Source organism: Methanosarcina baikalica (assembly GCF_031461075.1).
GTDB classification, from domain to species: Archaea; Halobacteriota; Methanosarcinia; order Methanosarcinales; family Methanosarcinaceae; genus Methanosarcina; species Methanosarcina baikalica.
In genome coordinates, this window is sequence record NZ_JAVKPK010000015.1 from 17,214 (window position 1) to 29,865 (window position 12,652).

General features: G+C 40.0%; 10 protein-coding genes. 3 read left to right on the forward strand and 7 right to left on the reverse strand.

The annotated features are described in order from the left end of the window. Positions 1-68: 68 nt before the first annotated feature. The 5 genes from RG963_RS05195 to RG963_RS05215 all read right to left on the reverse strand — a co-directional run bounded on the left by RG963_RS05195 (position 69) and on the right by RG963_RS05215 (position 6,703). Positions 69-1,316 carry a glycosyltransferase family 4 protein gene (locus RG963_RS05195; protein ID WP_310575216.1) on the reverse strand — a complete coding sequence of 416 codons (1,248 nt, stop codon included), beginning with the start codon at positions 1,314-1,316 and terminating at the stop codon, positions 69-71. A gap of 357 nt (positions 1,317-1,673) precedes the next feature. Next, on the reverse strand, positions 1,674-2,678 hold the full coding sequence (locus tag RG963_RS05200) for a galactose-1-phosphate uridylyltransferase (protein WP_310575217.1): 1,005 nt from the start codon (positions 2,676-2,678) through the stop codon (positions 1,674-1,676). Between the two features lie 100 nt (positions 2,679-2,778). Continuing rightward, positions 2,779-4,569 (reverse strand): glycosyltransferase family protein, encoded by a 1,791-nt coding sequence (locus RG963_RS05205; protein ID WP_310575218.1) that lies wholly within the window; start codon positions 4,567-4,569, stop codon positions 2,779-2,781. Positions 4,570-4,784: 215 nt separating this feature from the next. After that, positions 4,785-5,573, reverse strand: coding sequence for a DUF1638 domain-containing protein (locus RG963_RS05210; protein ID WP_310575219.1), 789 nt, complete (start codon positions 5,571-5,573; stop codon positions 4,785-4,787). 302 nt (positions 5,574-5,875) lie between these two features. Further along, a complete protein-coding gene (locus RG963_RS05215; RefSeq protein WP_310575220.1) occupies positions 5,876-6,703 on the reverse strand; it encodes an ABC transporter ATP-binding protein in 828 nt (275 codons plus the stop codon). Between the two features lie 619 nt (positions 6,704-7,322). Between RG963_RS05215 and RG963_RS05220 the strand changes: the two genes are divergently transcribed. Next, complete coding sequence (locus RG963_RS05220; RefSeq protein ID WP_310575221.1) at positions 7,323-7,682, forward strand: hypothetical protein; 360 nt, start codon at positions 7,323-7,325, stop codon at positions 7,680-7,682. Between the two features lie 159 nt (positions 7,683-7,841). Here the strand turns inward: RG963_RS05220 and RG963_RS05225 are convergent, their stop codons facing one another. Further along, the gene (locus tag RG963_RS05225) at positions 7,842-8,336 is read right to left on the reverse strand and encodes a GNAT family N-acetyltransferase (RefSeq protein WP_310575222.1); all 495 of its coding nucleotides are present in this window, start codon (positions 8,334-8,336) and stop codon (positions 7,842-7,844) included. A gap of 128 nt (positions 8,337-8,464) precedes the next feature. Between RG963_RS05225 and RG963_RS05230 the strand changes: the two genes are divergently transcribed. Then, positions 8,465-9,175 carry a DNA alkylation repair protein gene (locus tag RG963_RS05230; RefSeq protein WP_310575223.1) on the forward strand — a complete coding sequence of 237 codons (711 nt, stop codon included), beginning with the start codon at positions 8,465-8,467 and terminating at the stop codon, positions 9,173-9,175. Between the two features lie 639 nt (positions 9,176-9,814). On the opposite strand, the gene csa3 is transcribed toward RG963_RS05230, so the two are convergent. Further along, positions 9,815-10,417 carry a CRISPR-associated CARF protein Csa3 gene (csa3, locus tag RG963_RS05235; RefSeq protein ID WP_310575224.1) on the reverse strand — a complete coding sequence of 201 codons (603 nt, stop codon included), beginning with the start codon at positions 10,415-10,417 and terminating at the stop codon, positions 9,815-9,817. A gap of 305 nt (positions 10,418-10,722) precedes the next feature. On the opposite strand from csa3, the gene RG963_RS05240 reads away from it, so the two are divergent. Next, positions 10,723-12,651 carry a TM1802 family CRISPR-associated protein gene (locus RG963_RS05240; protein ID WP_396654689.1) on the forward strand — a complete coding sequence of 643 codons (1,929 nt, stop codon included), beginning with the start codon at positions 10,723-10,725 and terminating at the stop codon, positions 12,649-12,651. The last annotated feature ends 1 nt before the right edge of the window (position 12,652 follow it).

Below are 12,652 nucleotides of genomic sequence, written 5' to 3' on the forward strand. Positions count from 1 at the left end.
CCCTTTCCAGTTTTTCTGGAATGTGGAAGTCCTTTTAAATTTATAAAAATTAAATCTTATTTTAAATATTAAAAAGCTTGTTCAATGTTTTCAAGCTTTGATGCGCAGCATTTCCCGGATTCTTGTTTTTCAACCAGTTTCTCCTGCCCGGATTCCTGCTTTTCAATCACCTTTTCGTATACTTCGAGAGTTTTTTCAGCTATTGTTTTCCAGTTGTATCTTTTTTTGAGGAGATCGTTTCCCTTTTCCCCCATTCTGTTATGGCCAAGCCCTTCAAGGACGTAATTGAGGCCCCAGGCGATAGAAGAGGGTTCTTTATGAGCAACAATTCCCGTCTTGAAATTCTCCACAAGAGCGACTGCATCGCTTGCAACTACCGGTTTCTTTGCATCCCAGGCTTCAAGCACCACGATTCCGAAGGGCTCGTTCCGACTGGGTACACACACAAGGTCGCAGGCGTTGAACCAGTCTATTACAGTGTCATCCGGGGCATATCCAAGGAAGTTGCATGAATTTCCTATGCCAAGTTTCTGGGCCTGATTTTCACACTGAGAGCGCATGTCCCCTTCTCCTATGAGCACAAATTGGGCATCTCTTTTCTTGAGGACTTTTGCCGCAGCTTCCAAAAGCAGGTCAGGCCCTTTCTGATAGGACATCCTTCCCGTGAAAAGCACAACTGGGAGGCATGGGTGGATACCGTAGTGTTTTTTCACATTTCCAGGGTTGATTTGTCTTTTTATTTTTCCCACGTTTATACCGTTAGGGATTTCCCATAGCTTATAATCGGGAATTTTGTAGATATGCTGGATTTCTTTCTTCAATACCGTAGAGGTCGTAATCACGTCCGAAGATTCGTATCCTCCGAGCCACTCTCTGTGTGATATTTCCTTTGCTTCCCACCAGTCCCCATGGCGATTTCCATTGCGTCCCCATTCAGTACTGTGGAAGGTTAGCACAAAGGGCAGCCCAAATTGGGCTTTTATCCTGCAGAGAACATTTACCGGATGCCAGTCATGCCCATGAAGAACATCAAATTTTCCTACATTTTTTCTCACGTCCAGGAACCGGCAATACATACCTTCGCACATCCGGTTCATCTGTTCTATTATTCCCCCGTTTTGATCACAGGCAATCCTATGATAATGGACTTCATTGATGATCTCATCGTTGTTTTCACGGCCTCGTGTAAACAGGTGGACCTCATGTCCTTCTGCTGCAAGAGCATCAGAGAGTTCGGATACATGGGGTGAGATTCCTCCTACACGTATCGAATACAAACTTTCCCAGGTAAACATTCCTATTCGAATCTTTTTCATAGGCTCACTTATTCCTTTTTGTCAAAATGAGAGTTAAGGACATCAGTGAAGAAGAATGCAGGCTTCCCCTTTCCTTTTGTAATCATTACATCCTCCAGTTTACTATTTCAGATCGCGACCGTCCTGCTATAACCTTACATACGCCTTTTAAACCTTCGATTGCTATATAATGGTAAAAGGGGTATAACCTTATTTATGTGGTACGAAGGCGGTTTTCGTATTAAGGATACGGTCTCTATACTCTCTTAACTTCATTTTCTTTTAATGGTAGATAAATATATCTGTGAATTTTTCATACTTTTTTAAGTGGAAATAATAAAATCTTCTTCCTCTCTTGAGCTTATTTCTCATACAGGCTCATTTTCCGGGCGTAAGGTCTCCCCTCAAGTAAGAGGCTGCCCTTTCCGGGGAAACCGTATTGATATAAGTTCCTGTATTCAGTTCAAAACCCGCATTAATGGTAAGTCTCGGAAGTAGCCGAAGGTTCAGGTGATATTCGGGAGTTTTGAAAAGCTGGTAAAACATATGATTGAAAGGCAGGTTTCCAAGGACCTTCCTATAACTTTTGAGGACGTCTCTTAGAATGTCTCCGAGGGCAAAAAGAGTTTTGTCCTTGCAATCTCCAAGAAAACTGACATGTTTCCGCGGAAGGATCCATACTTCAAATGGCCCCATTGAAGAATAAGGAGTGAAAGCTATGCATTCGCTGTTCTCAAATATCAGGCGGGAAGAAGTCTTTTCCTTATCAAACATAGCACAATAGGGGCATCTTTCTTTTTCCCTGATAACCTTCAATTCCCTCTCTACTTGGGGAGGACAAAAAGGCAGGGCAACTAGCTGGCTGTGAGAGTGGTTAATGGAAGCACCTGCTGCTTTTCCTGAATTTTTGAATAGGGAGACGTAGAGTATTTTTTCACGGGTTATGTAGTTGCATGTACGGTCTCTATAGACGTGCATGAGCCCTGAGAGTTCAGGATCTGAAAAATCCTCAAGTTTTCTCCCATGCAAAGGCGACTCTACAATAATTTCGTGAAAGCCATACCCTGGTTCCGCATGCAAGCCAATTTCCGGATGCTCCGGATGCTCCGGAACAGATGAGAGGGCAGGGTAAAGGTTTGGAAAGCAGCGGAAATCCCAGTTGCGTATTCTTTCTTCGGAAGTGTCGGCAAAGATTTTCCTATTTTTATATACTGCAGTGGCAAGGGGAGTTTTTTCCTCTTCTCCCCCGCAAAAAATACAGTTTTCAGAGCCGCTTTTCCCGGAATCTTCAGCTGCGCCTGCAAAGTCCGAAGGTCTTTTAGCTCTTTCTTCTGCAATTATGCAGTACTCGGAAAGAAAATAATGCTTTCTGATTTCTGGCATTTCAGGAAAACCCCATTATATTTCTTTTTCCTCTTTCTTTCTTTCCTGACTAACTTCTTTTCTGACACTTTTAAGTATCCTTTTTCTCTTCTGCAGCATTTTACTGTTTGCAGAAGCGAGCCCCGCTTATCAGTTCATAATACTGTTCAGTAGGAACTTTCCAGTCCATATCTTTTGCGAGGAGAAAGGCTTCCCTGCAGAGGAGTTTGTACTTTACCCTGTCATCTATGAAATTCCGTGTGAAATAGCTGACTGCCAGGGCATAATCAAGGACTGTCTCATAATAGGAGAGATCTATATTGTCCACGACTACCACTCCTCCGAGTACTTCTATAAGGGACTCGATTGTCTTTATGGCGTCGCTGAAACCGCAAACCCGACTGACCACGCTCGGGGTTCCCTCTTTTCCGGCTTCAAGCCCTGTGAGTAGAAAGGGATCATAGCGCGAGGGAAAAATGCCTGCACAGCAACCTGCCATAAATTCCTCAACTTCCATACCGAGCCCTCCATCAGATATTGAGAGAATCTGCGGATACAGAAGGGCTGCAACCGAGCGTTTTCCCCTTACCATTTTCGGAAAATCCAGCCCTTTTTCCTCGATCATCTGCTGAATCTTCAGTTCACTTCCTGCAAGTATTTCTTTTGGCAGGTTGACAGGAAATCCTGCAGGAAGATTTGTTTTTGGTCCCTCTGCAGTAACAAGGAAACAGATTACCCTGATTCCTTCTTGCATATGCCCTTCCAGAATACTGTTCTTTATTATATGCTCAAGAGCGACAAGGGAATCGAGAAGGTCCGGATATCCTTTATTTTCTACTTCCAGGCGGGAAATTGTGAAAATCGGGATTATCTTTTCGGGTTCTATCCTTTCCCCTCCGTGATATTTGTACAGGTTTTCGGAAAGGAACTTTCTGATTTTTTCAAGGCATCCTTCTTTCAGGTTCCAGTCTATTTTATCGGATTCTATGGTTATTCCATTTCTGATCACAATCCCGTTAATCCCGTAAAACAACCTGGCTTCTTGCCTTGTAGACTCTCCTACTGCGGTAATCGTATCTGCATATAATGCAAGGGCCTCGAGGGCAGCCAGGTTTTCCGGCACTCCGGGAGGCCATGTACTGTCATTGTTCCTCCTTTTTTGAATGGAATTGTATCCTGCAGTCCTTCCGGGCAGAGTCGCATGCAGGGTTGCAACAGTACTTACCGGAATACCAAGTTTTTTTAGCCTGGCTGGCGCATAAAACACTCCGAATTCATGGCAGTGCAGGGAGACTCCAGGGCAAGGGCTAAAACCTTTAATTGAAGTTGTTTCTTCGGTTTCGGCACTTTCCGAAGCCGAACTTACTAGAAATCGGATAAGCTCGGAAATCGCATAGGAAAGGGAAAGATAATGGGTATATTCCGGGCCATTTGACATGCTCTCATATTTCAGGGAATCAAGCCCTAGGTGTTCGTAGGCTTCAGCTTTTATCCTGCTTTCGAGCGTCATTTCCTTTCCCATGTATGTTGAGCGTATCTTCCCGAAATCAGAGGTTTGAAACTGCAGGTAGCCTACCCTGTTTTTCCCTACCAGTTTTTCTCCTGTAAACACTTTGATGCCTGATTTTTCGAGAGATTCCAGGCTTTTTTGAAGTACCCTTCCAACATGTAGCGGGTTAAACTCCTCCATACTCGTAATCCGGTTCAGCCCCCGGTTCCAGTCAGCACCCCTGTGCCCGTAATAAGGACCCGCAACAAGAATCTCTTTCTCTTCTTTTGTATCCAATGTGCCGGAATCGAAAAGAGCCGCAAGGGTATGTGCCTCTTCATGAATGACATTCCAGATTCCGCCCATTTTGTTTGATTTAGGGCCTGCTTCTTCTCCGGCAATTATTACAAAATTCTTTCCCACACCTGAATCCTCCAGGGTCTTTTTGCCTTTCAGTTCTGTATTTATATTTTAATTCGCCTGTGAATATTAAAACTTATCAATCGAAAAAGAAACATGTAAGGCGCTATAAGAGATACAAAAAAATACTTTGAAATTAGGGGCAGGAGACCTTGATGAAAATATTGAAAAAATAAAAGGCTTGAAAGGCAGAGAGTAAGTACGGGAAAAGGAATTTCTCAGGCAGTGGAATCAAGTACCGAAGTCTTTGTTTTTGCATAGCAGTTTTCCACAAGCTTCATGGTCCCTTCGAGGTCAGTAATCTCAAACTCAAAGAGTCTGGAAAATTCCCTGACGCAGGCTTCGAAATCTTTTTCATAGACAAGACCCGTGTTTATCCTTGCAACTTTTTTGTATCCGGCATAATCAAAGACGAATTTCGACATTTTGATATCATCCGGGTTCTTACTCAAGCCTGCAGTTCTTATCATTTCCCTCCAGTTTGCAGCCCACATAGGAGTTAGGAAAAAAGTTCCTACTCCCCTGCAGCTTTTCAGGGCTTTGAGATACTGTCCCCTGCCTCCGAGCACGGCACCTATGCAATCGTCCACTATTTCCCCGTTTTCTTCTTTTAGAATTCTGACCTTGCAATCCAGGGCCTTGAAGTCCTCTTCGATTTTCCCGAGCACGTTTCCGCAAAGTCCGTAAAAGAGCAAGATTCCGTCCGAGTGCGGAGCCATTGCCTCCACTTTTGAATAGACCGTCCTTTTAAGGTTTTCAGGGATTGCGTGCAGGGCAAGCTCAAGCATGTATATGTTCAGGGTGAAACCTTTTTCTTTCTGCTTTTCCGGGATTTCTTCAACAGGGAGCACTTTATGCGGGACCCCTGCTTCCAGCATTTTTTTCCTGAGGCCGCTACAGTCATTGTTTTCCACGACAATTACTTTTTCAATCTCAGGGTCGTTTTCAAGCAGGTGCATTATCTCGTCTTCGAACATTCTGCACCCGATAATACTGATTACTGGCATGCGCAATTTCTCCTATTTTTTCCCTGGAAACTGAGGGTATTTTCGGGTTTTCGTGAAATATTCAACTCATTCGATCTATTATTACAATATCTGAGTTATTTTTATATAATCAAGTGTATTAAAATGCAAATATGTTCTCTTCAATATTAAAATACAGACTTTAATATAAGGTTATTTTGATGCGCCTGCGTTAGGAATTTTTCTCATTTTTTCTTCTTTAACTCTATAGCCTGAGCTGTCGGTTCAAAAGGTCTGTGTTATATGATCATGGTTTAACGGCGGCGGCTGCGGAATAATTTTCTTCAGATCAGGGCCTGGTAGTAACCTTTTTTTTCCTGGACTTCGACGGGGAGGGAGAAAAGTTCCGAGAGATTTGCATCTGTCAGGATTTCTTCTTTTTTTCCGTCCCTGAAGATTTTTCCCTCTTTTATAAGGATTACACGGTTGATCTCAGGAATGATATCTTCAAGGGCGTGTGTGACCAGAATTACACTTTTTCCTGAACCTGCAATTTTCCGGACGCTTTCGCGGAAGCTGTAGATGGCTTTCAGGTCAAGGCTGTTTGTGTGCTCATCTAAAACAAGGGCTTGCGGGTCATGCACAAGGGCTCTTCCTATAAGCGCCCTCCTGGCTTCTCCTGTGGAGAGTTCGCACATCAACCTGTCCGCAAGGTGAGTAATCTCAAGAAACTCAAGGACTTTCCTGGCTCTGGCTTCCATCTCAGGGGTAACTTTATGGTTGTAGTAAATTCCTATGCTGCTGAAAAACCCTGAGATTACCACATCCAGCACATTGACCTGGCGGCAGTACGTCTGCTGAAGATCTCCAGAGACGATTCCCAGTAATTTTCTGAGCTCAAAAACATTCCAGGATGTTTTGCCCAGGATATTCAGGACAAGCCCGTCGGCTGATGCAAGGGGATGATATTCCTTTGTAAATGTCTTGATGAGGGACGATTTCCCAGAACCATTGGGCCCGATAATTGCAACATGTTCTCCCTGCTCAATAGAAAGAGATATTGAATCAAGGATTTTTTTACCGCATCTAACGACAGTTACGTTTTTTAATTCAAGCAGGGAAGGGGAATTATCCTTCCCTGGACAGTATCTGTTTTGAGTCATTTTTATCATCTATTTTGAAATTTGGAGAGATTTTCAATAACGCTCTAAACTTTAAGCTTCCGCTCAATTTTCCTGTAAACAAACCAACCTGTATAAACCAACCTGTAGTTTCAAACTTAAATATTTACACTTAACTAATTCGATACTTTATAATCACGAAAAAATGGGGGGCAGTAAAAACTCAATCAAAACTCTATAACATAGCGACATAAAATCCACTCAATACATTATAAACACAGATAACGCTGGCAGAGATTTTTAAGGGACTTTCAAAAGCCGGCTCAAGAAACTTGAGATAACCTGCCTGAAACCGGCTCTTAAGAATTTTGCGAAAATTTGTAAAAATATTCAGGTTTGATTCTGAGCTATTCAGGTTTGACTCTGAGCTATTCAGCATGATTCAAAAAAACCAACTTCAGTCTGCTTATTTCCTTATCGGAGCCCTTAAATCTCCTTACATCATTTTTAAGGCTTTTCTCATGTCCTGTATTTTTTTAAGGTTTTTGGCAGGCACTCCCTCAAAATTGTTTACCTCTATTTTAGTTTCTTGTGTTTGTTTCTTGCATTTATATAATCTTATACTATAGTTTTGCTTCTACCGAAAAACGTAGGAGTTCGGAGGGGTTTCGTGTTGGAAGTTTATAATATTCGGAGTTCGCTCAGTTCTTACCTTTACGAGGTTCGTTTTATCATCCTTTTCTATGTAATAGGAGATTGGACCTCTACTGCTTACGCTCTGCCCATCGGCGCAGAGTATAATCCGGTTCCTGCCATGATTCTGGAAAATTACGGAATCTATCACCTTCTGCTTGTTAAAATAGGCTTTATTCTACTGCTTTTCTATGTAGCCCCTTTAATAAAAGTATCCAAGACAAGATGGGCTCTTACGAAACATCTTATAGAATTTATCGGCATCTTTGTGACCATAAACAACCTTATGGTCATCTGGTATGGGAACAGCCTTATACAGGTTTTCGGGCTTGTCTGAGTTAACAGGATCCGCAAATAATGCCTCATTTTTTTCTTTTCTTTTTTTTCACAGGCTAATCTGAACTTATTTTCTCTTGCTGGCCTTATTCCTCAATTACCAGCCTTTCCATTTACTATTTTTCGAATCCGCCTGCTTTCAATCTACAGCTCTTCTTACTTACCTGGTTTTCGCGTACAGAAAGCAGTCGTAATAATCTTCCCCAACCCTGTGGACTTTTCTCATGACTCCTTCTTTTTCGTACCCACACTTCCGGGCCACGCGCTCACTTGCCAGGTTCCGGGTATCCATAAGGATAATAATCCTTTGCAAGTCCAGTTTCTCAAATCCAACCTTCTCAAGCTGTCTGACAGCCTCAGCTGCAATCCCCTTTCCCTGATAGTCCTTATCAATGAAGTACCCGATTTCCCCTATCCAGGGTCTGTGCTGGTCGATTCTTATTCCGCACGCCCCCACAAGTTTTCCATAATAAAGAATGGAATAATTATGCTCAAAGTTAGCCTTTCTTTTAGCTTCGTTCAGCTGCAAAATACATATTTCTTCTTCAAGTGTTTTTATGGGAAACTCAATGAAATCAAGGTTCGTATGTGTGATTATCTCAAAGAAACGTTCGGCATCAAAGAGTTCCTGAGGACGGATTTTTACTTCGGGCATAAACACAGATTGAATCTCCCTTATGAAAAACGTTTTCAAGCTCTCTTTTTATGTTCTCATTTCTTTTTATTTTTCCCCGTATTCTCAAAAAATAAAATATAAGTATACCTCTAATTAAATAGAGAATTGTGGAACCCAATATTGTAGCCAGGATCAGAAACGACTTAGCCCTGAGTGTGGATGAGAAGACAAAAGCCAATTGTTCGCGTTTTTTTAAGGAAGAAGTCTTATACTACGGGGTAAAGTCCGCGCTTGTCAGAAAAATTGTGAAAAATTATTTTAATGAAATAAAATCGGAAAATAAACAAGAGATTTTTACCCTGTGCGAAGAACTCCTTCAGTCGGACTACTGCGAAGAAGCCTATATTGCATTCGAATGGGCTTATCAGGTAAGAAACGATTACTCTGAAGATGATTTTTTCACCTTTGAACACTGGATTGAAAAGTACGTCAACAACTGGGCTAAATGCGACACCCTCTGCAACCACTCAGTGGGTTCTTTTATAGAGAAATTTCCGGCTTATGTGGCAAACCTTAAGACCTGGGCAGGGTCGGACAACAGGTGGGTAAGGCGTGCGGCTGCAGTAACCCTGATCCTCCCTGCCAGAAAAGGCAATTTCCTGAATGATATTTTTGAAATCTCAGACCTCCTGTTGAAAGACAAGGACGACCTGGTCCGGAAAGGCTACGGCTGGATGCTCAAAGAAGCAAGCAAAGCCCACCGGCAGGAAGTCTTCGAATATGTCATGAAAAACAAAAAAGATATGCCCAGAACCTCCCTGCGCTACGCAATCGAAAAACTCCCAAAAGATCTGAGAGATAAAGCTATGGAGAAGTAACTGGCGATAAAATTAGAGACTTAAAACTTTACGGAAAATCGGCGACAATTAAAAGTTGCAGTAATAGGAGATTGAGATATTTAGAGAATAAAATTTAGAGAATAAAAATTAGAAAATAAAATTTAGAAGAAAAGTAAGAGTTGAGTTAAAAAGACAGAATAGCGAGAAAAGAGTGGAAAAAAGGAGAACTAAATTGGCAAAGTTAAGGGAGTAAGGAGTTTTTCCGACACAGTACCCCCATACTGCATCTTCGCCCCTTATCCCCCGGATGCCCCTTTTCATTCCTGTATCTTTTGCCTGCAGCTTAATTCTCTGCAGGAACTTTCATTCACACAATTTTGGTCTACGTTACAGTTTAAAGGATATCTTCACACGTATTTTGTTCTATTTACCCAGCCGTGATACAAATTTAACATTCAGAACACTTTTAATAACAACGTTCTCTTCAGCCTGGTTTTGTTAAATCCCTTTTATGTACTTTCGGACATCCAATACTTTTATTTTTCATTTATTGAGATAAAATGTGAATTCTCAGGGAGAAAAATAAGAGAATAACCCATTTGATAGTTTTATTTAGTCCAGTGCAGGTATTCCTTAACTTATCTCAGCGGAAAGGTCTTTCGAATCCTGTTTCTCAAATCAGATTGATGCAATTCTTCCGGCATCGGTTATGATATATCCGTTTTCTCCGTCTGCTATGTACCCCATTGCTTTGAGTTCCCGAAGATGGTTGTAAGTCATTCCCTTTGAAATTCCAGCAGTTGCCGCAATCTGTGTTACCGAAGAGATCCCATTCTTAATTTGTTCAAGTATCAATTTTTTTGTTTCCGAGAGGTTAAAACTCAGCACCGGAAAATCAATCATGAGACTGTCTTCTTCGGTCACATACACAACTCTCTGCACCATAGCATTCCTTGCATACGCCCCAAAAAGCGCTCCAAAAGCCTGGGGCTTCCGCCCGCCCGAAACGTTGACAATTACCTGATTGCCCCTGTCATGTTCCTGTTCAATCAGTTCAGCAACGTCTTTTGCTACGCACACGGTGTCGTAGACTGCCGTATACTTTTTCTCAACTTCAAGCGCGTTTTTAAAGGTCTTTTCGATTATTTCTTCAGACTGGAGTTTTTTTTCATTCGCCCCCTCTTCTGACAGCAATATAATCTTTGAAGGGGAAAGCCTGGTCACGCAGATAATAACAGGCTCAAGGGAATAGATTGTGGAGATGAGTGTAAGCTTCGACATTAGATGTTTAGTATCGCTTCATTGGGTTAAATGTTTTACTATATATGTTATACCACATTTGTTGATTTAATACGCTTATTATTATAATTAAAATTAGAAATGTATATATATTATGTGAATAATGAATGTTTATAGTTCACAAGTTTAGTTTAACTTTGAAATAACAATTGTAATAAATCAAGTCTGATTTTTAAAATAGATCATGACTAATAATATACTTTGTTACCAATGTATAGAAAATTGAGGGTATTTGGATAAATTGATGGGGAAACTGAATGCTCCATGCTATCAAGAACCTTGGAATCTTGAAATTGATAGAAGAATTTCCTGAAGAATTCGATTTTAATGCTTTAGATACAACGGATTATTTCTTAAAACAGAGAGAAAAAGCGATCTCAAAAGGTAAATACGCAAAGCTTCAATTTGAAATATTAAAAGATGATAATATAGGTATTTTTTCGATTAATAAAGGTAAGGTAATTTTTGAAGTGGAAAGAATTTCCGATGATTCATGGAAATACTTGTTTTTGAAAACGGCTCCAAGAGGTGCATATATCACTCCGACTTGGAAAGAAAATCCAAAGAAGGAGAACAAAAAACTAGAGTATACAGTGGAAAATATAATTGAACAATCAAAAGAAGACAAATCCAATTGGCTTCTAGATCTTGTTACCATTTATACAGCTAAAGATATCGAATGTGGAGAAATTGATGAAAATGGAGGGCTAAGGAAGCTTTCATTTTATGATACTGTAAAATGGGCTAAAGAAAATAAAAATTTAAAAGTTTTTTCGGTAAAATTTGATGGTAAATATAATTCTGAAATGCAAGCTATCCTTAACTTAGCACTTGAAAGCAAGAAACAGATATATCAAACTGAGCAAGCTAAATCTTTTAGTAGTCCAGAAATTAATTGTAGTTTATGTAATGAAAATCAGGAACTTTTTCCTAATGTTTTATCTGGAGTTGGAATAAATATTGCAAATGTAGATAAATCTGGGTTTTTTCCTGGAGTAGACAGTGAAAATGCTACAAAGGCTTTTCCTATTTGTGCACCATGCGCAGAAACTTTATACGTAGCTAAGTTTCATGCTTTTCCGATTCTTACCCAAAAAATTTCTGGTCATAGGGTTTTAATTATACCTCATTTAGTGGAAAGTAAAGATAAAGTAGAAGGATTAGATATTCTCAAAAACTCTTTTGAAAGAATAAATTTAAATGGTGCAAAGCAAACGGAAAGGTACATTTTGAAAGATTTATCCGAAAACAAAGGTATAGCGACAGTTACTTTTCTAATTGGAGAAGTGGAGGGACAAAGTGTAAACAATATCCGCAAAGTTATACCTGGCATACTTCCTTCAAGGCTCTCAGAAATCTCAGAATCTATTGAAGTTGTTAATAATATTCATAATGACCTTGTGGATATACATCCCTGGAAATTAAATAAACTTAATCTTGATAGTAAACTTGAAATTATTTCAGATATTTTTGGACCTCCTAAATATTTAAAAGAAAAGAGTGTCGGGAGGAAGAAATTCAAATCTTACTCTGTCGACACATTACAACTTTTAAATTCGATACTTTTGAGTAGGAAATACCCTTTGAAACATATAATTACTGAGTTTTCGTCAAAACTCTCATACGATTTTTTGGGCTCATTGTCTGAATTTAGTGATAAAAAGCCAATGAGATCAATTCAAGATAACATTTCCAAGATGATGCATTTACTCTTATTTTTGGAGCGGTTAGATGTGATAGAAATGAATTCAGGAACTAATTTCATAAGTAAATATCTTGAAAAGCATGATGGGTTGAAACCTCTAAATGATTTTTTTACTAAGGAAGCTAATGGTATAAACACAAAAGAAAAACAGTTTGCTTTCTTAGTTGGGTTGCTTTTTGGAAAATTAGTGAGTTTTCAGATGGCAAGGGGAGTTTCCACTAATGCTTTGAAATGGTTAAAAGGGCTTCAGTTAAATTCTCAAGATCTGATGGAAATATTCATCAAAACTAAAAGTAAATTGGATGATTACAGTACTCCTAAAAGTGCTTGGTCAAATGAAATGAGAGGGGTAGCTGAAGCTATAGCAGCACTTGGAGCAGACATTTCGGATTGGAACATAAGCCGAAAAGAAATTCCTTACTATTTATGTTTGGGACAAAGTCTATCAAATTATTACCTTCCTAGCAAAAATGGTGAGAATAAACAAAATATTCAAAAGGACGGTGAATAAC